16 protein-coding genes are annotated in these 21,152 nt (G+C 60.8%); 11 read left to right on the top strand and 5 right to left on the bottom strand.

Translation table 11 applies throughout. The annotated features are described in order from the left end of the window. Positions 1-7: 7 nt before the first annotated feature. Genes GY725_18115 through GY725_18105 form a run of 3 tightly spaced genes read left to right on the top strand, consistent with a single transcriptional unit; the run spans position 8 to position 3,209 of the window. The gene (locus GY725_18115; protein ID MCP4006102.1) at positions 8-865 is read left to right on the top strand and encodes a catechol 1,2-dioxygenase; all 858 of its coding nucleotides are present in this window, start codon (positions 8-10) and stop codon (positions 863-865) included. A gap of 11 nt (positions 866-876) precedes the next feature. After that, positions 877-1,752 (top strand): FAA hydrolase family protein, encoded by an 876-nt coding sequence (locus tag GY725_18110; protein MCP4006101.1) that lies wholly within the window; start codon positions 877-879, stop codon positions 1,750-1,752. A gap of 11 nt (positions 1,753-1,763) precedes the next feature. Further along, positions 1,764-3,209, top strand: a complete 1,446-nt coding sequence (locus GY725_18105) for a 4-hydroxyphenylacetate 3-hydroxylase (protein MCP4006100.1) — start codon at positions 1,764-1,766, stop codon at positions 3,207-3,209. Positions 3,210-3,231: 22 nt separating this feature from the next. On the opposite strand, the gene GY725_18100 is transcribed toward GY725_18105, so the two are convergent. Next, a complete protein-coding gene (locus GY725_18100; GenBank protein MCP4006099.1) occupies positions 3,232-4,119 on the bottom strand; it encodes a LysR family transcriptional regulator in 888 nt (295 codons plus the stop codon). Between the two features lie 121 nt (positions 4,120-4,240). Between GY725_18100 and acnB the strand changes: the two genes are divergently transcribed. Then, entirely contained in the window at positions 4,241-6,808 is a 2,568-nt protein-coding gene (gene acnB, locus GY725_18095; GenBank protein ID MCP4006098.1) for a bifunctional aconitate hydratase 2/2-methylisocitrate dehydratase, read from the top strand. On the opposite strand, the gene GY725_18090 is transcribed toward acnB, so the two are convergent. Continuing rightward, the gene (locus GY725_18090; protein MCP4006097.1) at positions 6,794-7,048 is read right to left on the bottom strand and encodes a hypothetical protein; all 255 of its coding nucleotides are present in this window, start codon (positions 7,046-7,048) and stop codon (positions 6,794-6,796) included. The two genes, acnB and GY725_18090, sit on opposite strands and share 15 nt — an antisense overlap. 139 nt (positions 7,049-7,187) lie before the next feature. Between GY725_18090 and GY725_18085 the strand changes: the two genes are divergently transcribed. Beyond that, positions 7,188-8,642: an NAD(P)/FAD-dependent oxidoreductase gene (locus GY725_18085; protein ID MCP4006096.1), complete on the top strand. Its 1,455-nt coding sequence runs from the start codon at positions 7,188-7,190 to the stop codon at positions 8,640-8,642. A 99-nt stretch (positions 8,643-8,741) separates the two neighbouring features. On the opposite strand, the gene GY725_18080 is transcribed toward GY725_18085, so the two are convergent. Beyond that, the gene (locus GY725_18080; protein ID MCP4006095.1) at positions 8,742-9,038 is read right to left on the bottom strand and encodes a hypothetical protein; all 297 of its coding nucleotides are present in this window, start codon (positions 9,036-9,038) and stop codon (positions 8,742-8,744) included. 698 nt (positions 9,039-9,736) lie between these two features. Here GY725_18080 and GY725_18075 point away from each other — a divergent pair. The 3 genes from GY725_18075 (at position 9,737) to GY725_18065 (ending at position 14,080) form a co-directional block, all read left to right on the top strand. After that, entirely contained in the window at positions 9,737-10,882 is a 1,146-nt protein-coding gene (locus tag GY725_18075) for a hypothetical protein (protein ID MCP4006094.1), read from the top strand. A gap of 374 nt (positions 10,883-11,256) precedes the next feature. Then, a complete protein-coding gene (locus tag GY725_18070) occupies positions 11,257-11,868 on the top strand; it encodes a PEP-CTERM sorting domain-containing protein (protein MCP4006093.1) in 612 nt (203 codons plus the stop codon). A 418-nt stretch (positions 11,869-12,286) separates the two neighbouring features. Next, positions 12,287-14,080 (top strand): phosphoenolpyruvate carboxykinase (GTP), encoded by a 1,794-nt coding sequence (locus GY725_18065; GenBank protein MCP4006092.1) that lies wholly within the window; start codon positions 12,287-12,289, stop codon positions 14,078-14,080. Between the two features lie 150 nt (positions 14,081-14,230). Here the strand turns inward: GY725_18065 and GY725_18060 are convergent, their stop codons facing one another. Beyond that, on the bottom strand, positions 14,231-14,470 hold the full coding sequence (locus GY725_18060) for a hypothetical protein (protein MCP4006091.1): 240 nt from the start codon (positions 14,468-14,470) through the stop codon (positions 14,231-14,233). Positions 14,471-14,844: 374 nt separating this feature from the next. Between GY725_18060 and GY725_18055 the strand changes: the two genes are divergently transcribed. Then, positions 14,845-16,566 carry an SEL1-like repeat protein gene (locus tag GY725_18055; protein MCP4006090.1) on the top strand — a complete coding sequence of 574 codons (1,722 nt, stop codon included), beginning with the start codon at positions 14,845-14,847 and terminating at the stop codon, positions 16,564-16,566. A gap of 89 nt (positions 16,567-16,655) precedes the next feature. Here GY725_18055 and GY725_18050 read toward each other — a convergent pair whose 3' ends face one another. Further along, complete coding sequence (locus GY725_18050) at positions 16,656-17,762, bottom strand: tetratricopeptide repeat protein (GenBank protein ID MCP4006089.1); 1,107 nt, start codon at positions 17,760-17,762, stop codon at positions 16,656-16,658. Between the two features lie 669 nt (positions 17,763-18,431). Here GY725_18050 and GY725_18045 point away from each other — a divergent pair. Then, positions 18,432-18,773, top strand: a complete 342-nt coding sequence (locus GY725_18045) for a hypothetical protein (GenBank protein ID MCP4006088.1) — start codon at positions 18,432-18,434, stop codon at positions 18,771-18,773. A 236-nt stretch (positions 18,774-19,009) separates the two neighbouring features. Next, positions 19,010-20,719 (top strand): DUF3857 domain-containing transglutaminase family protein, encoded by a 1,710-nt coding sequence (locus tag GY725_18040; protein ID MCP4006087.1) that lies wholly within the window; start codon positions 19,010-19,012, stop codon positions 20,717-20,719. Positions 20,720-21,152: the final 433 nt, after the last annotated feature.

The raw sequence follows: 21,152 nt of genomic DNA, 5'->3' as shown, positions 1-21,152 counted from the left end.
AGACAGCATGGGACAGATCGTTGCCGCCGCGGTCGTGAGTCACCAGCCCGGCATCATGGTGCCCGAGGCCGCCCGCAAGGCATTGTCGAACGGGAAAGACACGACCCTGGTCGCGGGTTTCGCAGATCTGCGCGCCGCGCTCGACGCTGCGCGCGCAGACACGCTGATCATCTTCGACACTCATTGGTTCACGACGCTGGAACACGTGGTCGCCGGGGCCGAGCGTTACAAGGGGGTCTATACCTCGGACGAACTGCCGCGACTCATCAGTGACTTCGAGTACGACTTCGCCGGAGCGCCGGCGCTGGGCGCGCTGGCCGGTGAAGTGGCTGCAGAGCGCGGGATTCGCCTGAACAATACCGAGAATCCGAACATCGCCATGCAATACCCGCCGCTCAACCTGCTGCATTTCCTGCACCGGGGCGAGGGCGTATTGCGCGTCGGGATCTGCCAGCAAGCGGAACGCCATAACTTCATCGAATTGGGTGAAGTCCTGGGCGAGGCGATTGCGCGCAGCGGGTCGCGCGCGGCATTGCTCGGAGCGGGTGGCATGAGCCACCGATTCCCGGCGATGGATCGAAGTGACGATCACATGGCCTTTGGGGCCGAGTGTGTGATCTCGGAGGAAGCTCGAGCGATCGACGAGCGAATCCTGGATCTCTGGAGCCGGGGCGATCATGCGGCCGTGATCGATCTGTATCCGGAGTATCAGGCCTTCAAGCCGGAGGGCTTCTTCGGGCACTACCTTGCGATTGCCGGGGCGCTGGGCAGTCGGGACTGGACGGCGAAGGGCCGTCGCATGTCGGACTACGAGAACGCACTGGGAACCGGACAGGTGCACGTCTGGTTCGATCTTCAGGAATAGGGGGAGGGCGAATGGCAGCCGAGAATCCGAGGAGTGCGCTCGAAGGCGAGCGCGAGGAGTGGCGGCGGATCCTCTATGAAGGCGTCGAGCAGTGGGTGCGACCGGACGGCGAGGAACTCGTCCTGGGCGATGGCCGACGGATCGCCGATGCCGACGCGCACTACCTGGCTCCGTGTGTTCCTACGAAGATCCTTTGCGTACATCTCAACTACGACTCGCGCGTCGCCGAGTTCGGCGGAGCACCGCTCGACACACCGACCTACTTTCACAAACCGACGACCGCAATGAACTCGCATCGCGGCAAGCTTCACCGCCCCGCGGACTGTCAGTACCTGAACTACGAAGGCGAGATCGCCGCGATCGTCGGCAAGCCCATGCGCAATATCGCTCCTGCCGATACCTGGGAGTATCTGGCGGGCTTTGCGCCTGCGAATGACGTCGGTTGCCACGACTACCGAGATACGGATCGCGGTGGCATGACGCGAGTCAAGGGTATGGACGGCTTCTGTCCGGTGGGTCCAGGCGTCGTACGCGGTGTCGATGTGCGGGAGTCCACTCTGCGTACCTGGATCAACGGAAAGATCGTCCAGGAAGCCAAGGTCTCGGAGATGGCTTTCGGGATCGACTATCTGCTCGCCGATCTGTGCCGGCACATCACTCTTCTGCCGGGCGATGTGATTCTGACCGGCACTCCGGCTTTCTCTCGGCCGATGCAACTCGACGATGTCGTCGAGGTCGAAGTGAGCGGTCTGGGCCGCTTGAGCAATCGCGTGGTCGAGATTCCGGCCCCGATCCACAAACTCGGCCATCAACCCACGGATACGCCAATCGTACGCGGTGTCGCGCTGGGCTCGGATGCCCGAACGCGCCGCGATGGCGCGAAATAGGAGAACTGGACATGGGCGCTCGAACCGGGAAGGAATTCCTCGAGGGACTGAAGGACGAACGCGTTCTCTGGTTGCGAGATGAACGCGTCGAAGATGTGACGCAACACCCGGAACTGGCCGGAGCCGCGCAGGCGATTGCCCGTCTCTTCGACTTGCAACACGAGCGTGCCGATCTTTGTCTGGAGGCGGATCCCGAGACCGGAGAGCCCGTCAATATCAGTCACACTTTGCCGCGTTCGAAGGACGATCTGCAACGACGCCGTCGCTGTCTCGAAACCTTCGCGGAAGCTTCCGTCGGACATATGGGCCGAAGCCCCGACTACATCAACGTCACCTTTGCCGGCTTCGCGGCGGGTCGCGAGCGTTGGGTGGCCAATGGCAACGACGAAGGTGCGGAAAACCTGATCCGTTACCAGCGCGAAATCGCGCGCCGGGACCTCTCGCTCACACACACGATCGTTCACCCGACGATCGACAAGATGCGCGATCGCGACTTCGCCGCGGCCGGAGATCCCGTGCCGCTTCACAAGGTGGGCGAGACGGAGAACGGAATCGTGGTTCGAGGTGCGCGAATCCTCGCAACACTGGCCCCGTTTTCCGACGAACTGGCCGTCTACCCGAGCCACCCGGCCCCCGCGGGTGCAGAGGAGTACTGCGTCGCGTTCTCGATTCCGATGAACACGCCGGGTCTGGTCTTCCTGTGCCGCGACAGCGCTTCGGCACCCGGCGCAGACCACTTCGACCGACCGCTCTCGAGTCGGTTCGACGAACAGGACGCCTTCGCGATCTTCGACGACGTCGAGATTCCGCGCGAGCGCGTCTTCATCGACGGCAACCTCGAGGTCTACAATTCCATACTCTTCGGCACCTGGGCGGCCAACGTCATGCAGCAGACCATGATTCGCGCCCAGACCAAGCTGGAGTTTGCCTGGGGACTGGCTTCGCGCATGGCTGAAGCCATCAATGATACGGGACCCGCAACTCAGCGATTGCTGGGAGAGATTCACTGCTACTCCGAACTCGTGTACAGCGCGCTACGCCTCGCCGAAGCCAATGCCTACGACTGGGGCGAGGGCTACTGGTTCCCCGATGGACGTCCCTTCGTGCCGTTGCGCGCGCTCGCGCCGCAGTGGTTCCCGCGCGTCAATGAGATATTCCACTTGATCGGAAGCCACAATCTACTGGCGACGCCATCGCGCGCTCAACTCGACCACCCGGAGACGCGCAAGCTGCTCGATTCCTACCTGCACGGCGCCAACGGAATCGATGCGGAAGAGAGATCCGCGGTGTTCCGGATGGCCTGGGACTTTGTCGGTTCGGAGCTCGGCAATCGCAACGAACTCTACGAACGCTACTACTTCGGCTCGGGTTCCCGGCACATGGGGATGGCGCATCTGGCGGGAGACCGCACGCGAGCCGACTCGCTGGTCGAGGAGATGCTCCGTCGCCCGAGCTGAAGGATCGATGGACATCGAACTCTCAGCGTTTCGCGATACTCGCTCGCAAGGCCCGGGCAAAGGCTTCCCCGGCACTCGAAAGTGGGCGACCGCGTTTTCGGATCACCGCCAGCTGGCGGATGATGTTCAGACCTTGAACGCGTAACACGCGAACGCGCGGATCTGCGCCTGCGACGCCCAGTTCGCTGACGAACGCCAGGCTCCGGGTCGTGGCAACCATCTGCAGGATCGCGGCGACCGAACGCAATTCCATGACGACGTTCATTTCAACTGCCGCTTCGCGCAGATCACCGTCGATGAGATGACGGATGGCACTGCCCGCCTCGAAACCCACCAGAGCCTGGCCGTGCAATGCGCGCACGGGAAGCCGTTTGCGCTGGGCCAGCGAGTGTTCCGCCGCCGCCACCAGGACGATCCGATCGTCACAAAGGTGTTGAACCTCGAGTTCGGGTGAGTGAACGGGCAGGGTGACGACGCCCAGTTCGAGTCGTTCAGCGACCACATCCTCTTCGACCTCGCGACTGCCCGCTTCCTTGAGCTTGAAAACGATCCCGGGATGACTGGCCTGGAAGCTGACGATTGTCGGCGGGACCACGAATGCGACCGCCGTTGCTCCCCCGCCGATGCGGACCATTCCCACGTCCAGTCGCTGATGAGCCTCGACGCTCTCCTGAAGGCGTTGGTAACGCTCGACCAGCGCCCGGCCTTCGCTCTCGACCAGTCGCCCCATCTCCGTCAGGGCCACCCCGCGCTGGCTTCGTTCCAAAAGTTCTGCGCCGAATTCATTTTCGAGTTGCTTGATGCGCCGCGAAAGAGCGGGTTGAGACAGGCCCAAGGCTGCGGCGGCTTCGGTGATTGCCCCGTGCTGGGCAACGCTGATCAACGAGCGGATGCGAAGTAATTCCATCATGCAAGAATAGCATGAATACTATGCAAAGAGTTCACTTTACGCATGGCAGCGAGCGTACTAGCTTGCCCCTGGGCGGCGGCACGGGCCCCGAATCCCATCACCCACCTCTCGGGAGAAGACGATGCTTGAAGCGTATAGACGACACGCCGAAGAACGCGCCGCCCAGGGCATCCCGGCCCTGCCTCTGAATACCGAACAGACCCGAGCCCTGGTCGAGTTGCTGCAAGCCCCACCTTCGGGCGAAGGCGAATTCCTGATGGAACTCTTGAGCGATCGGGTTCCCGCGGGAGTCGATCCGGCCGCCGAGGTCAAGGCGGGTTTCCTCTCTGCGGTGGCCAGGGGTGAACTCCGTTCACCGCTATTCGATAAGCCGGAGACGGTGCGCCTCCTGGGTACGATGCTAGGCGGCTACAATGTGGCGCCTCTCGTCGAGTTGCTCGAAGACTCCGAACTCGGCCAGTTGGCCGCCGATCAACTCTCGCGAACGCTGCTCGTTTTCGATGCTTTCGAGAGTGTGGCCGCTCGGGCCAGAGATGGAGGCGAGAACGCCAAGGCCGTGCTTCAGTCGTGGGCCGACGCGGAGTGGTTTACCCGGCGGCCGGAGGTTCCCGAGACCATGACGGTCACCGTTTTCGAAGTCGTCGGTGAGACGAATACCGATGATCTTTCTCCGGCCACGGAAGCCTGGTCTCGTCCGGACATCCCACTGCACGCGCGGGCCATGTTGGTCAATCCGCGCGAGGGCATAAGCAACGCGCCGCAGCAGATCGTCGAACTCGAGAAGAAGGGCCACCCGGTCGCGTACGTGGGCGACGTGGTGGGGACCGGATCGTCGCGCAAGTCCGCAACCAACTCGGTGCTATGGCACATCGGGGATGATATCCCGAACATTCCCAACAAGCGCAGTGGCGGCGTCTGCATCGGCGGGAAGATCGCCCCGATCTTCTTCAATACGATGGAAGACTCTGGTGCTCTGCCGATCGAATGCGATGTGAGCGAGATGCACATGGGCGACGTCGTCACGCTCTACCCCTATCAGGGCAAGGTCGAAGACGAGCAGGGGAAGACGATTTCGGAGTTCTCGCTCAAGACCGAAGTGCTGCTCGACGAGGTTCGGGCCGGTGGGCGCATCCCCCTGATCATTGGACGAAGTCTGACGCAGAAGGCGCGCGAGGAACTCGGCCTCGCTCCCTCCGAGGTCTTCCGAACGCCTGAGCAACCTCTGGACACGGGCAAGGGATTCACTCTTGCGCAGAAGATCGTGGGTCGCGCCTGTGGTGCTGATGGCGTGCGACCGGGTGCCTATTGTGAGCCCCGCATGTCGACTGTGGGTTCACAGGATACGACCGGCCCGATGACCCGAGACGAACTCAAGGAACTCGCCTGCCTGGGCTTTCAGGCCGATCTGGTACTGCAGTCCTTCTGTCATACCGCGGCCTATCCAAAGCTCGTGGACGTCGGAACCCACCAGACCCTGCCCGGCTTCTTCACCGAACGGGGAGGGATCGCGTTGCGGCCCGGGGATGGGATCATCCACTCCTGGCTCAATCGCATGTTGCTGCCCGACCAGGTCGGAACCGGCGGAGATTCGCACACTCGCTTTCCGCTGGGAGTTTCCTTCCCCGCGGGCTCCGGGCTGGTCGCGTTTGCGGCGGCGCTCGGAGTGATGCCACTCGATATGCCCGAATCGGTACTGGTGCGTTTCAAGGGTGAGCTCCAGAAAGGCATCACCCTGCGGGACCTGGTCAATGCGATCCCCTATGCAGCGATCCAGAGCGGCGATCTCACCGTGTCCAAGGAAGGCAAGAAGAACATCTTCTCCGGACGCATCCTCGAGATCGAAGGTCTGCCCGATCTCACCGTTGAGCAGGCGTTCGAGTTATCGGACGCAACGGCCGAGCGCTCAGCGGCCGGCTGCAGCATCCGACTCGGAGAACACTCAATCAGCAACTATCTGCGCTCCAACGTCACGCTCTTGCGCTGGATGATTTCCGAAGGTTATGGCGATGCCGCGGCCCTCGAACGCAGGGCGAAGGCCATGGAGGTATGGCTCGAAGATCCGCAACTCCTGCAGCCGGATGGCGATGCCGACTACGCCAAGGTCTTCGAGATCGATCTGGCCGACGTCAAAGAACCGCTACTCGCCTGTCCCAACGATCCCGACGATGTGAAACCCCTGAGCGAGCTTGCGGGAACCCACGTGGACGAGGTCTTTCTCGGCTCTTGCATGACCAACATCGGGCATTTTCGCGCCGCGGCCTCCCTGATCGAGAAACACGAAGGCGCGATTCCGACACGCTTGTGGGTCACTCCGCCAACCCGAATGGATGAGCGCTGTTTGATGAGTGAGGGCATCTACAGCGTGTATGCAGCCGCCGGTGCGCGTACGGAAATCCCAGGTTGCTCGTTGTGCATGGGCAATCAGGCGCGGGTGGCGCCCGGTTGCACGGTAGTTTCGACTTCGACCCGCAACTTTCCCAATCGTCTGGGGCAGGGTGCCAACGTCTACCTTTCCTCTGCCGAAGTCGCGGCCGTGACGGCGACTCTCGGCAAACTGCCTACGGTCGAGCAGTACATGACGCTGGCCGCAGATCTGGCCGGGAATTCGGACGAAATCTATCGCTATCTCGAGTTCGACAAGCTCGAAAGTTACGTGCGAGCTGCCGAGACCGTATCAGAGGCTTCCTAGGTTTCGTTCAGTACGACGCGCAGGCCGCGGCTCCTGCCCAAGTCGCAGCAAGCGCACGGAATCGCTGACGAGACCGAACATGCCATTTGAATCGAGCGTGTAGATGACCGGGTAATGCTTCTCCGATCGGGTATAGAAGGCCGGTAGAGCGATTGAGATCTCGAAAGGCGAACGGATGTCTTTCGCCTCGATCAGGCGTTGTTCCGTTGCGGGAATGCGAACTTCGGGAAGCTTCGGCACGGGTCCTCCATCTCCGGTCCAGGAACGAACCCGCATGCCACCCGAACGAGGTCGTTCCGCGTATCATGCGTCTGCGCGTATCAGGAACACCGAGTAGCGGGGAGTCCGGATCCCGGACGGACAGGACTCCGACGAGGAGATGAAGATGAGCGCTCGAGACCCCAGGATCTGCATCGTCGGTGCCGGTATGTCTGGCCTTCTGATGGCGATCCGCCTGAAAGAGGCCGGGATCGAGAACTTCCACATCTACGAGAAGGCGGATTCCGTCGGAGGGACCTGGCGGGAGAACACCTATCCCGGCCTTACCTGTGACGTTCCGTCGTTCTTCTACTCCTATAGCTTCGAGCCGAATCCGGACTGGAGCCACCGCTTCCCGCCCGGCCCAGAGATCCTGGAGTACTTCCAGCGCGTGGCCGAGAAGTACGGCCTTCTCGAGTACATCTCCTTCAATCAGGAGATCGCAAGCGCGCGCTATGAAGAAGGTACCTGGGCCATCGAGACGACGAGCGGCGAGAAGATGACTGCGGATATCCTGATCGCCGGTTGCGGTCCGCTCCACAAGCGGCACTACGCGCAGATCGAAGGCATGGAGAGCTTCGAAGGCGCCATGTTCCATTCGGCTGCGTGGGAGCACGACGTGGAACTGAAATCCAAACGGATCGGTGTGATTGGCACCGGCTCTTCCGCAGTCCAGATGATGGCTCCGCTCTCCAAAGTCGCGAGCAAACTGACCATGTTTCAACGCACGGCGCAGTGGATCGTTCCGATCGACAATATGGAGTACTCCCCTCGCCAGCGGAAGATGAAGCGCATGTTTCCATTGCTCGGGAAACTAACCCGCAAGTACTACCAGCAGATGTACGAGACGTTCTCGGTTGCCGTTACCGAGAACGGGATCTGGCGACGGATTATCGCCAAGCAGTGCCGGGCAAATCTGGCTTCGGTCGAGGATCCAGATCTGCGCCGCAAGCTGACGCCCGACTACGAGCCGATGTGCAAGCGCCTGGTCGTTTCCGGTGACTTCTACCCGACCCTGGCGAAGCCGAACGTCGAACTGGAAGCCGATGGCATCGATCACATCGAAGCCAGGGGAATCGTGACCAAAGCAGGCAAGCTGCACGAACTCGATATTCTGGTTCTGGCGACGGGCTTCGAAGCGCATGCCTGGGGTATCGATCAGGTCGTAGGAGAAAAGGGGCTGAGCCTGAAGCAGGCCTGGGCCGAAGGCACGCGGACGTATCGCTCGATCGGCATGCCCGGATTCCCCAACTTCTTCATGCTGGTCGGACCCAATAGCCCTGTCGGCAATGTTTCACTGATCGATGTCTCTGAAGTCCAGACCAACTACGTCATGCAGTGCATCGCACTGCTACGCGAAGGCAAGGCGAGCGCCCTGGCCCCGAGCGCCGAAGCAACGCGCGCCTTTCACGAATCGGTGCTCGGCGCAATGGCGGATACCGTCTGGACGACGGGCTGCAAGAGCTGGTATCTCGATGAGGACGGCGTTCCGATCACGTGGCCCTGGAGCGCCAAACGCTTCCACACGGAAATGCGAACACTGAAGATATCCGATTTCGATCTGGTCAGTTGCTAGGTGATTCGGATTTCGCCAGACCGAAAAACTCCGATCAGACTCTCGGTCGGAGCCTCGTCATGGATCGGCTGTCAGTGAACCGCATTCAGCGAACCATTGTCACTGAGTTGCTTTTTGCTCGCGTGTCTCAATGACGCGAAAGAACTTCCAGCGGCGATCGATGTTCTGATACAGCCAGAGGTCTTCGAATACCTGTGGGCTGTCGGGCTTCCTGTAGGTCACTCTGCAGCGGACCGTCTCGGGAGATCCCTGCTCTGCACCGGAACCCAGAATCGTATAGCTCGGATACTGGGCGGAAAAATTCTGTTTGACCAGTCTATTGCAAGGGTCTTGAAGGAAGACGTAGTACAGGGCAATTCCCAGGACCACAAACATCAGGATCCAGTACTTCAACACGTCGTTTTCTCGCCTCTTCTAGCGTTTTCGCTCGGGAGTATTCTACGGAATCCAGGTTTGTTCAATCGGCCGGACGATCGCCTGATGAATCGTTTCTCGGCAGGGCACGGTCCGTTTTGGGATCAGGTCCGTCCCAGCGTAGCAAAGAAGCTCATAGGGATGGGATTGCCCGAGAGCGGTTTCGAGGCTTCAGCCGCACGGGCTCGTATCCTTCGCCAGTTCTTCCCGCCATCGAAACTCTCTGATCGAACTGAGGTATTCTGGAGGAGGGAGCTCGGAACCTCCGAGTCTGCGCGATCCCGATCCTGTCCCGCCTTTTCCGGTCTTCCCGGCAGAAGGTCTACAGCGACAAGAGCTCCTTCTGGCTCGTGAAAACGAGATGATGCAGGTGAATCGATGAGAAGAGTGATCCGCAACGGCGGCTGGAGCAGCAAGGTGATCCGCCTGGTCCGGCGACGGCGCCTGCCGATTCTTGCTCTGACGCTGCTGATGTTCGCTACGCAGGGGTGCACGAGCGCCTCGCGGATGGAGCAGGGCGGCGCGCGGCCGGAGCGAACAGGTTCGCGGACGGAGCGAATCGCCAGACTAGAGGGTGAGCTTCATTTTCTGGCCGAGAAATCGGATGAGTTCGAAGGGGCAGTGGCTGCGCTCGGTGCACCGCTCGTCGAGTCATACGGGGACTCGACTTCACGCGACCGATGGCTGGCGCCTTCTACTCGGGCACCGGCGTTCGCTGGCAAAAGCTCATGGCCAGCAGCGAAGGGATGGGGTCGTGGTTGGCGGATCGGTTCAAGGAAGCTTCACTCGAGTCACTGAGCTACTCGGGTCCCGGAGGCCCCATCGAGATCTCGAAACCGTTCGTCGACGAGACGACACTCGAAGCATTGCCTCCCGCGGCGCTCATGGTTGCGTCCTTCGCCGTTGCACCCAACCAACGCGGGATTGAGATAGATGCATCGCTAGTCGATGTCGAGAAACGCAGATGGTTCGTGAGCGCTGTTTACGAATCGCGTAGACACCTCATTCTCGAAGCCTCCGCAGCGGATTCGCTGCCCCGGGTTGCCGCTTCCAGCCCTCTTGTGCGGAGTGATCTGCAAACTCGTTACGGTATCGGTCCGATCCAGAACGGTGATGCGGCCTGGGAAGCCCAAGAGGTTTTTGCCCTGGAGCAGGCCCTGGCGCGGCTCTCACCCGGAGAACTCGAGAAGATTCGGGGCCTTCCGTTCCGACGTGTGCATCATGTGTCGCTAAGGCCCGCCGGACTTCCCGCTAGTTTCGAACCCGCTGGTTTGTACCATTTCAGCGCTGAAGGAAGGTGGATCGAGATTGCCGACGGAGTCTTCAAAGACACCGAGTTGCGCTTTATCGGTGAGGTCTCGAACCCGCTTCCCGCCGCGCCGCAGATGATCCTTCACGAAATCGGGCACGCGATCGCGCTGTTCGGGGTTTCCGAGTTGACACTCCAGTTGCAAGAATCACTAGAACAGCTCAAAGACGCGATGGCGGAATTCAACAATCTAGGCCGCCGCCTGACGGTGAAAGAGTTCCCTGCATTCGAGGCGCTCAAGGGAACGATTGCGAAGACCGGGGTCAATCTGAATGCCGTAACCCTGGAACTCAATTCCGGTGCCCAAAGAAGTGCCGTACTGCGCGAGTATTCAGCGATCCCCGGTGTTCTAGATGGGCCGACTCGATATGGTAGTACGACGCCTGGAGAGTCGTTCGCTGAATCCTTTGCGCTGTATCATCTCGATCCTCTGGCATTGCAACGTGTCTCGGCGGAAGCCTTTCAGTTCTTTGCCCGAGATCGTCATCTGGCTGAATCGCGCGATTCCGGTTCCTGAGGCTGCATCCGGAAGGCGGGATCGGATCGAGTCGCGACGCGCCGTTGTGTTGATCCATATGCATAGCGCGACCTGAGCCTGGAGCTGGAAGCGCTGCTCTGCCGGACTGCCCATAGTGGGAGTTTGCAGAATCTTGTTTCGCTTCATAAATCCCGGACTCACGGGAATACTTGCTGGAGAGTGGGCTTCCCCGCGGAGACGGAGGCGACACCTTTTCTCTCGGTGGAGCTACTACTTTCATGAATGCATCTCCTGGACGAGGTCATTCAGCGCTATTCCAGCAGAAGACACGCAACGTGGCTTGATCGAAGCTGCACGTTAGTTGCGAGTCTGGGTTTCTGCTGCAGAGGCGCACGCAAAGAGGGTGAGAGATCATGTTGACCAAGATCAGCAATAGTTGGAGGTCCGCGTTCACCGCGATCGCGGCAGCGGCGGTTTTGTGCGTGGGAATGAGCAGCGAAGCACTCGCAGTTCCCGTCAAGTGGACAGCCGGAAATCAGCACTGGTATGAAGTCATCGAGGCAGACCTGACCTGGACGGCTGCGAAGGCTGTAGCCGAAGGGATGGGAGGCTACCTGGCCACACCCACGACGGCCGCCGAAAACGATTTCCTTTACAACCTCACCCTCGCGTCTCCGAGCATCCTTCAGCCAGAACTGCACGGTCCCTGGCTTGGCGGATTTCGCGATGCGAGTTCCAGCGGCGCGGCCGGCTGGCAGTGGGTTACCGGCGAAACCTGGAGTTTCACCCATTGGGGGCCTGGAGAACCGAACGGAAGCGGCGCGGAAATGCTGCACTTCCACGGACCGGTCTCCTATGTTCCGGGCGCCTGGAACGATATCTCCGAATCCACGAGCGCCGTCCACGGCTTCCTGGTGGAGTGGGATGAAGACCCGAGTACCGTCGTCGCTCCCGAACCTGGATCGGCCTTCCTCCTCCTGGCTTCTCTCGCATCCCTCGGAATCGCGTCGAGGCGGCGCCAGTAGAAGACCGTCTGCTCGCTCTCCTCGAGCTCCACCTGATCAGATCCCGAACCCGTAGAAGGGACAGTTGTCCGCGACTTAATGGCTCACGTCGTTGAGTTTGCCCGCCGTCTTCTTGATCCACTGACCTGCTTGGGCCAGTGAAGATGGGTGGAATGAGCGAATGGCTGAGGACAACTGCAGGGAGCGATGAGGACGTGACCTGCCTGGTTTCTCCGGATCAACAATCCCTGGAAAACGGCTCAGTCTGAGGCCGGCGGTGGGTCTGACCGTAGGACCACGGCCGGTGCAGCGCGCAGGCGATGTGTCCATCGATTCGGCTCGGAGAGTCGAAGAAAGCTCGCCACATTTAGGGTTATACTGGCGCCGGTTTGCGGAGCACGGGCTCCGCCGAGGACATTCGAGGGGGAGGTGAGCCACCATGACCACCAATGAGAAACTGCGCGTCTGGGTCGAGGAGATGCAGCGACACTGCAGTCCGGACAGCGTCCGCTGGTGTGATGGATCGCAGGACGAGTACGACGAGATGATCCGGATCATGGTCGAGGGCGGCACGGCCCAGCCGTTGGATCCCGTGCGGCGCCCGAATAGCCATCTGGTCTGGTCCGATCCCGCCGACGTGGCACGGGTCGAGGACCGCACCTTCATCTGCTCGGCAAAGGAGGCCGACGCCGGTCCTACCAACAACTGGTGCGACCCCGCAGAGATGCGCGAGCGACTCAGCGGCCTTTTCGAGGGCTGCATGAAGGGCCGCGTGATGTACGTGATTCCCTTCAGCATGGGGCCCGTCGGCTCACCGATCGCGCACATCGGTGTGCAGATCAGCGACTCCCCGTATGTCGTGGCCTGCATGCACACCATGACGCGTGTGGGCAGCGCCGTGCTCGATACCCTGGGCGACGGCGATTTCGTTCCCTGCATGCACTCCGTCGGTGCGCCACTCTCGCCGGGCCAGGATGACGTGCCCTGGCCCTGTAACGCCGACAACAAATACATCGTCCACTTCCCCGAGACCCGCGAGATCTGGTCGTTCGGCTCTGGCTACGGAGGCAACGCGCTGCTTGGCAAGAAGTGCTTCGCGTTGCGCATTGCCTCGGTCATGGCGCGCGACGAGGGCTGGCTCGCGGAGCACATGCTGATTCTCAAGATCACCTCGCCCGAGGGCGGCGTCAACTACGTATGCGCCGCCTTCCCGAGCGCCTGCGGCAAGACCAATCTGGCTATGGTCACGCCGACGACCCCGGGCTGGAAGGTCGAGTGCGTCGGCGACGACATCGCGTGGATGAAGTTCGGTGCCGACGGTCGTCTGTATGCAATCAACCCGGAGGCCGGCTTCTTCGGCGTGGCGCCCGGCACCAGCGACCGCTCGAACCCCAACGCCATGCGCACGCTCGACCGCAACAGCCTGTTCACGAACTGCGCGCTCACTCCCGAGGGCGACGTATGGTGGGAGGGCATGACCGAGACGGCGCCCGCGCAGCTGACCGACTGGCACGGCCAGCCCTGGACACCCGACTCAAAGACGCCCGCTGCGCACCCCAATGCGCGCTTTACGGCGCCGGCGCACCAGTGCCCGGTGATCGCGCCCGAGTGGGAGGACCCGCAGGGCGTGCCGATCAGCGCAATCCTGTTCGGCGGCCGACGCGCCTCGGCGGTGCCGCTGGTGTACGAGGCCCGCGACTGGCAGCACGGCGTCTTCGTGGGCTCGACCGTCGGCAGCGAGAAGACGGCCGCGGCCTCCGGCGGCCTTGGCGAGTTGCGACGCGACCCGATGGCGATGCTGCCGTTCTGCGGTTACAACATGGCCGACTACTGGGCGCACTGGCTCTCCATCGGCGCACGCGAAGGCGCGCGCCTGCCGCGCATCTTCTGCGTGAACTGGTTCCGCAAGAGCGACGGCGGCGATTTCATCTGGCCCGGCTTTGGCGACAACAGCCGTGTGCTCGCATGGATCGTCGGGCGTTGCGAGGGTACGGCCAAGTCCGTGGATACGCCGATCGGCAGCCTGCCGACGCCCGACGCGATCGACGTGTCTGGCCTCGACGTCGGTCCCGAGGATCTGCACGAGCTGCTCAAAGTAGATCGCGACGCCTGGCTGGCCGAGGCCGCGAGTACCCGCGACTACTACGCACAGTTCAGCGACGGTGTCCCGCAGGCGCTGCTCGACGAACTCGACGCGCTCTGCGAGCGACTGGAGGGCATGGACGCGGGCTGACGGTACTTCCCGTCGTTCTCGTTCTCGACAGTTCTCGGCATAGGTGACGAGGGAAGAACGCCTGGGGACATCTCCCCAAGGGCGTTCAAGCTTTCTATCCTCATCGCCCGCAAGGGCACGCCTGAGTAGTGGCGGACGACGGAGGCGTGTTCAGCAGGCTCCTTCGTCGACCCAGCGACCATCCTCGTCGCAGCGCATCTTCTGGCTGTCCATGCAGTGGGTCGCCCCAACGGAGTAAGCCTGACCATGTTGCGTGCAGAGAGCGCTCAGGCTCACGTCGTCGATCGAGACGGACACGTCCTCCATCAGCTTGTCGGGTAACGTCGCATGGACCACCAAACAGCCGGTGAGTCCGGTGGCGGCGAGCAGCGCGATCGCGAGTCGGTTCATCTCTTCCTCCTGGCCCGGTAGTCCGGGATGCTCCGGGCCTCGCCCCTGGCGGTGCAATCGCCATGCCACGCGCGCCCGATCATCGGGCGCAGCGCACGGCGCCCGCATGCGACCGGATGCAGCAGGGAGAAGACAGTGCAGTAGAATGCTGGCTCCGGATCGTCGCGCGGATTCAAACGGTGAAAGCAACATCATCCGCTTCACACACGGTTTCGGGGGAAGTCCAAAGGTTTCTTGGATGTGTCCGTGAAACCAGGGGAGAACCCTGCCACCGATCCGCAAGAGTTTCACGACGAACATCGATCTTGCTCTAACATAGGAGCTGGTATCGCAATCGGGGTCAGGTCACCCTGCGATTTGCGGAGGCAATACTGATGTTTCGTTGGTCCTCGTGCTTCGTCCTTCTCCTCTTGACCTTCGCTTGCGCGACGCCCCCCTCACCGACTCGGATCGAGTCTCTCCAGCTGGCAGCCGATCGCGGAGATGCGCTGGCCCAGCTTCTTCTCGGTAATCTCTACCTGACAGGCGATGGTGTCGATCGCGATGAAGCCCTCGCAGCTAAGTGGATAAGACAATCCGCCGAGCAAGGGCGACCCGACGCGCAGACCCTCCTGGCCCAGTTGCATCACCATGGCAGTGGAGTGCCGCAAGATCCCGAGCAGGCTCTGCACTGGATGATGCTCGCGGCAGAACAGGGAGTGCCCCGTGCCCAGTACGTTGTGGGTTCGACACTGTTCAACGGAATGGGAGTCGATGAAGACAAGGGAGAGGGCATTCGCTGGCTGCGTGCGGCGGCGGAGCAGGGCCATGCAGCTGCTCAGCTCGCGCTGGGAGGCGTATACAAGAAGGGCCTTGGGGTGCGAGCAGACCCCGGCGAGGCCGCCCACTGGTATGCCAAGGCCGCCGATGCAGGTAGCGCCGAGGCGCAAACCGGTTACGCCATCATGCTCGAGCAGGGATCGGGTGTGGAGCAAGACAAGCCAGAGGCTGCACGCTTGTATCGCAAGGCTGCAGAGCAGGGTTACGGCCTCGCGATCGGGAACCTTGCCAAGCTCCTTTTTAGGCAAGGGGATGAAGTCGGGGCCGACTACGCTGCAGCAGTGGAATGGGCACGCAAGGGTGCTGAAGCGGGAGATCACGGTTCGAAGGAAGCCCTGGGAATCATGTACATCACGGGAAAAGGAGTAGATAAGGATCCAGTAGAGGCAGCCTTCTGGATGAGGCAGGCCGCTGAACAGGGGCTCGCTTCTGCGCAGATGCGCCTTGCCCGCATGTACCTCGAAGGCCTGGGAGTCGAAAAGAGCATGGCAGAGCATCTGAAGTGGCTCAAGAGATCTGCCGAGAGTGGCTTCGTCAATGCACAGCTGGCCTTGGGAGACTCGTATATGCAAGGGCGTGGGGGCAAAGTCAACGCGAGTAAAGCCTATCCGTGGTTCCGAAAGGCCGCGGAACAAGGGCACCCTGCCGCACAGACACGGGTGGGCAAATGCTACCTCGTAGGCCGCGGAGTCGAGCGCGACGAGAATGAGGGAGAGCGTTGGCTTCTGGCATCCGCCAAACAAGGCGAGCTAGAAGGGCAACTCAATCTCTCCATGCTCTACTGCAAGCAGAGGAGGTTCGACGAATGCAGCCAGTGGTCGCGCAAGGCGGCGGAGCAAGGCGTGGCTGCAGCCCAGCGCATGCTCGGGACGCTCTACCGGACCGGGCAGGGGGTTCCGACCGACCTCGAAAAAGCAACGATGTGGACCCGCCGAGCCGCAGAACAAGGCGATGCAATGGCTCAGAACAACCTCGGCATGGCATTGCTCACGGGGGAAGGTGCAGAGCGCGATCTGGCTGCAGCCGCGACGTGGTTCGAGCGCGCAGCGAAGCAGGGACAGGTAAATGCGCAGTTCTCGCTGGCAGTCGTCTACTTGCTGGGAAAAGGTCGCGAACGAGATCTCGTTCGCGGCTACGCGTGGCTGAACCTCTGTGCGAATCAAGGACTTCCGAAGGCAGTGCGCGCTCGGGCCGAAATCGACCCAAAGCTAACTGCCGATCAGCGTGCAGCTGCCGACAGCCTGGCGCGCAAGCTAGTACCTGCGATCACTCGCTAGTCGCTTGGCCTAACCCGGCGATCCCGTATTGTACCGAAACCGACCCCTCCTCCGCATCGTAGACCTGCGATGGGGTTTCGAAGGACGGGCTACTCCTCGTGAACTCGCACTTCGAAGCCTTCGAAGTCCTGATCGTTCCAGCCACGCTCGCGTTGACCGTCCCGCCAAATCCCGGTGGTGACGGCGAGCCCGGCCTTCTGAACTCCAAAACCGTGCGGAACGCCATCCATGAGCTGACCGATAAAGGTCTCTGTCTGTCCGACTCTGAGAAGACCGAACCCAGTTCCGGTCTTGGGATGAAATTCGCCTGAGAAGATCTCGCGTTCATTGACGATCAGTCGACCCTCTCCGCTCGGTTGCCCAGCTGCGTAGATTCCACGGTACTCCAGCAGCCCGCCGAAGAACGTCTCGCTCCCCATCCCGTCCCGCTCGCCATCCTTCCAGCCTCCCCAATACCGGAGCAATCCCGGAACGACGAGTGTGCCCTTCCCATTGAATTTCTCTCTTGCGAACCCACCTACGTAATAGGAACCCGTGGCGAGCCATTGAAACTCACCAAGGCCGTAGGGGAATCCTCTGCGAAAATCGCCGGCATAACGGTCCCCGTTCTCATAGAGCAGGGTTCCGTATCCATGATGCCGACCGTCCTTCCAGGTTCCTGCGTAGTAGCTATTGGTCTTGCCGTCGGTCAACCTCTGCCAAACAGCCCGCCCGTTGATGCTCCCATTACGATACGTGCCACGCCAGAAGTTCTGTCGGCCAGCGTCCATCTCGACGCCATAACCCGAGCGTATTCCATCGCGATGAAAGCCCCGATACAGCCTATTGTCGGCCAGCACGAGTTCTCCGAACTCGAGAAATTCCGGCTCGTGCTCGGACGTCTCGACTCGAACGACCCTGGCGGCCCTCTCGTGAGTCGCAAGCCCCGCGGTGCAGGAGTCCGACGCCGGACCAGGCTTGGTCGCTCCATAGACTGCCTGACATCGTTCGATGTCGATCTGGTCGACGGGCGGAAGGAGCGCCAACGCTCGATCCATCGCCAGGCCGGCCTCAGGCCAGGCTCCTTGCTCAAGGTACACTCGGGCGAGGAGATGCAGGACTTCACCTGACAACGGGTTCACCGAGCCCAGGACCCTCCCGTACAGTGCGTATGCGTGCTCCAGTTCCTTCTGAGCCGCGTCGAACCGACCTATCACGATCCATCTCTCACCAATCCATCGCTTACATTCGGCAGCGTACAGAGACTCGAGCCAGCTATCGGTTCGAGCCCGGCCACATGCGGTACTCATTTCACCAAGCGCTTGGGCTAGGTCTTCGCCCCGCGTAACATCCATGCCCAACCGATGCGCTTTGGTCCAATACTCGAAGACAACCTCGTCTTCAACGTCAGCAGCGCGACTATGCCGCGCTACCCCCGAAGTCAGCAGGATGAGAACCAGTACCGCAAGTCTATTCATCATCTTCCGTGTGGATTCCTCTAAGCATTACGAGGGCGGATTGCGTTGAACCTACGGGAGGGGACGAAATGGTCCCGTCGCGCAGACGATTTGCTGTAGTATCTCAGCTTGATGCAGGTACTTGGATCTCGATTTCCGGACACTATCAGGTTTCGCTTCACGCGACAGATCTCCAAGGCGAGCCAATCAGGTAGATGGCTCTTCTACGCCATGGTCATGTCGTGTACCGCATCCGTCTTTGGATGTGCCACGACACCTGCTTCCACGCCTCACGTGGCGCTCTCGCAGATCACGAGCCCTTCCACCATCTACACACTGCGGCCGTTGCTCCACGGCTGGAGGACGTATCCGGAGGGGCACCCATCTCATCCCGACGCAGAACTCGTCTTGGTGCACGAAGAGTCAGGCGTGAACGCACTCCTGTATTTGGAGCGCGGCGCAGCAAATTCTCTTGACGACTATGTGGCCCGGCGGCGTACCCAGATCATGCAATCCTCCACGATTGTTTCGCTCGAAGAAGAGCGACGTTTTCAGGCGCACAGTGACTTCACTCCCGTTTCTGTTTCGTTCTTTCGTGTCGAGTACGGTGGGCTTCGGGGTTGGCGCCCGGTCATTTCGGCAGTGATTCGTGGTCCGACCGCGATCGTCGAAGTCTTCGTTACTGGTGGTACGTATCCGCTGGATATGACGATGACGGAAGACCTGATCGGCGGGTTACGCTTCTTAGAGCGCGGCAAGAGTCAGCGCTGATGTTTTCACGGCTCATCAGTTTCTCTATCGCAACCTTGGTGGTCTCCACCGTCGCGCAAGCGGGCGAGCCGCGTCTCCCTGTGTGGATTTCAGTTTCGCCAACGTTCTCTTCCGGAGCAGGCCATGCCCGGGCGAATGAAATTCCTAGCGACGAGGATCGCGCAGTATGGCGAGAAGAAGGGAATGGTTACGTCGACCTCCTGTGGCGCATTCGCATTCGCATCGAGAATTCCGGCATGATCGAATCACGTATCGAACTCATTCGTCATTTTGTTTCGGAATCTGGGATCTCCCAGGGTGGAAACATGAATCTCTGGGGGGATGCTTGGCGTGACCAGTTAACGGTCGAGGCTGGCTATTCCATCTCGCCCGATTCGCAACCGGTGCTCGTTGACCCGGCCACGATCGAGGTCGTAACCGGCAATACGAACAACGTCTTCTCCGACATCCAGCAGGTAATACTCCCCATTCCCGGCCTACAGGTTGGGAGTAACGCAACCGTCATTGGGAGCCGACGATTCCAGTCTGCGGATCTCCCTCTAGACTGGTCATCGATTACGGTGCTCAGGAGCAATGTTCCGATCAAACGAATCGAACTCGAGGTCTCTCGTGAAGCCGACGCACCCGAGTTCATGTGGCAATCGAACGACGAGGAGCTCGAGTGCACAGGGGATGATCGCCACCTGTCTTGCTCCCGATCCAACATCCCTGCCATTCAACCCGATCCAAACGTGATGAGCTACGTCGACCTGATGCCTCATTTCTTCGTCGGAGCGGCACTGACATGGAGCGGGCTGCAGGAGAAGGTTGCCGCGATGATCGAATCGTCTGCCGCGCTCACTCCTGCACTGCGCGAAAAGGTCCAGGAACTCGGACTCGATCCAGCGGATAGTCACAAGAGAAAACTCTGGAAGCTGTTTCGATTCGCGGCCGACGAGATCCGCTATGTCAGTCTATCTCACGGCGACGCGACGGTCGTTCCGCACCCTGCTTCGCTCACTCTTTCCCGACGGTACGGAGACTGCAAGGATAAGGTCACGATGCTCGTCGCCATGGGCCGCGCAGCCGGTCTCGACATCTTTCCTGTACTGACGAGTTCCGATCGAAAAGATCGGGCGAAGGTACTCAGACCTTCCAGCAACTATTTCGATCACATGATTGCGTGCATGTTCGACGAGCAGGGAGAGCGAGTATGCGTCGATCCGACTCAGGCGTATTCGGGACTCGAGCTGCCCCCCCATCTATTCGACGCGATCTCGCTGCCAATCGGAAGGTCGCTCGAACCTAAACTGGACAATCTGACCAGACAGGCCTTCGGCTGGCAGATTCACCTACAGCGAGACTTGACCCTCCAGGCCGATGGAAGCCTCAGCCTGCGCGACGTGCGCCGCTATTCGGGGCCCGGTTCAGCACTCTACCGAACCCAGATTCTCGCTCTCTCGCGAGCAGACCGTGACGCTCGGGTCGGGCGCGAATACAGAGAGTCACATGGCGGCTCTTCCGCACCGAACTTCACCTTTCGGTCACTGACGGATGCGGCGACACCCTTTGAGATTGAATTCTCCACGCAATCGCCAGCCGAGTTCCAGTTGGCGGAGGGAGAGTTCTACAGATTCGATCCGTGGCTCATCTTCTACGCGCGCGGGATGATCTCGACGAACAAGCATCACCCCTATGTCTTGCTCGGGTTTCGTTACTCCTCGGAAGAAACGTTCGCTCATTGTTGTGGCAATATCGATTTTGCGGGGCCCGATCTCACCTTCGAGTCCAAATTCGGAAGCCTTCAGCGAAGCTCCGAGATCATCGACGGGAACCTCACTATAAAGACCGTCTTCGAGATTCCGACGACAGTCATCCCGCCTGAAGAAATCACGCAGTTCGAGTCCTTCATTCTCGAGTCGACCGCGGAGACAACTCAATGGATCTCTTGGCGGTTGCATGAGTAGGTCGCGCCGTACCCTGTAGGACGCGGACTCGAGATAGCTACTATGCGCAGAGCGGTTCCCGTCGCAATCCGCTCCCGCGAGGTTCGTTGGGCAAGTTCATCGCCTCGGATCAGAGTTTCGTGGGTCTGCGCAGTGATCATCGCGATCGCCTCGGAAGGTCGCAGAAGTCGCAGTAAAGCTCGAAGTGAGCGAGCAGACAATCTACACCTGGCTGATCAACGACAATTACTTCTGCCGGTACAACGACAACTAGAACTGCCGGTCCCCTGGCCGTAGATGCCCCTGCCACCCATCGGGGAGGGAGGGTCGGCGGGTGGTCACAGACGAGCAGGTTCGGTTGCTAAGGCGGAAGCGCATGGATGGGAAGAGCCAGGAGTCGTCGGCTGCGGCGGCGGGGATGAGCGTTCGGACGGCGCGGAAGTGGGAGACGGGG

Source organism: bacterium, from assembly GCA_024226335.1.
Taxonomy (GTDB): Bacteria; Myxococcota_A; UBA9160; order SZUA-336; family SZUA-336; genus JAAELY01.
Note: the sequence above shows the minus strand (reverse complement) of the source record. Positions and strands in the feature narration are given on the sequence as shown.

Bases quoted from the DNA above. Each gene is read 5' to 3' on its own strand.
- GY725_18115 (MCP4006102.1), top strand. From the start codon at position 8: ATGGGACAGATCGTTGCCGCCGCGGTCGTGAGTCACCAGCCCGGCATC.
- GY725_18110 (MCP4006101.1), top strand. From the start codon at position 877: ATGGCAGCCGAGAATCCGAGGAGTGCGCTCGAAGGCGAGCGCGAGGAG.
- GY725_18105 (MCP4006100.1), top strand. From the start codon at position 1,764: ATGGGCGCTCGAACCGGGAAGGAATTCCTCGAGGGACTGAAGGACGAA.
- GY725_18100 (MCP4006099.1), bottom strand. From the start codon at position 4,119: ATGATGGAATTACTTCGCATCCGCTCGTTGATCAGCGTTGCCCAGCAC.
- acnB (MCP4006098.1), top strand. From the start codon at position 4,241: ATGCTTGAAGCGTATAGACGACACGCCGAAGAACGCGCCGCCCAGGGC.
- GY725_18085 (MCP4006096.1), top strand. From the start codon at position 7,188: ATGAAGATGAGCGCTCGAGACCCCAGGATCTGCATCGTCGGTGCCGGT.
- GY725_18075 (MCP4006094.1), top strand. From the start codon at position 9,737: ATGGCTGGCGCCTTCTACTCGGGCACCGGCGTTCGCTGGCAAAAGCTC.
- GY725_18070 (MCP4006093.1), top strand. From the start codon at position 11,257: ATGTTGACCAAGATCAGCAATAGTTGGAGGTCCGCGTTCACCGCGATC.
- GY725_18065 (MCP4006092.1), top strand. From the start codon at position 12,287: ATGACCACCAATGAGAAACTGCGCGTCTGGGTCGAGGAGATGCAGCGA.
- GY725_18060 (MCP4006091.1), bottom strand. From the start codon at position 14,470: ATGAACCGACTCGCGATCGCGCTGCTCGCCGCCACCGGACTCACCGGC.
- GY725_18055 (MCP4006090.1), top strand. From the start codon at position 14,845: ATGTTTCGTTGGTCCTCGTGCTTCGTCCTTCTCCTCTTGACCTTCGCT.
- GY725_18040 (MCP4006087.1), top strand. From the start codon at position 19,010: ATGATCGAATCACGTATCGAACTCATTCGTCATTTTGTTTCGGAATCT.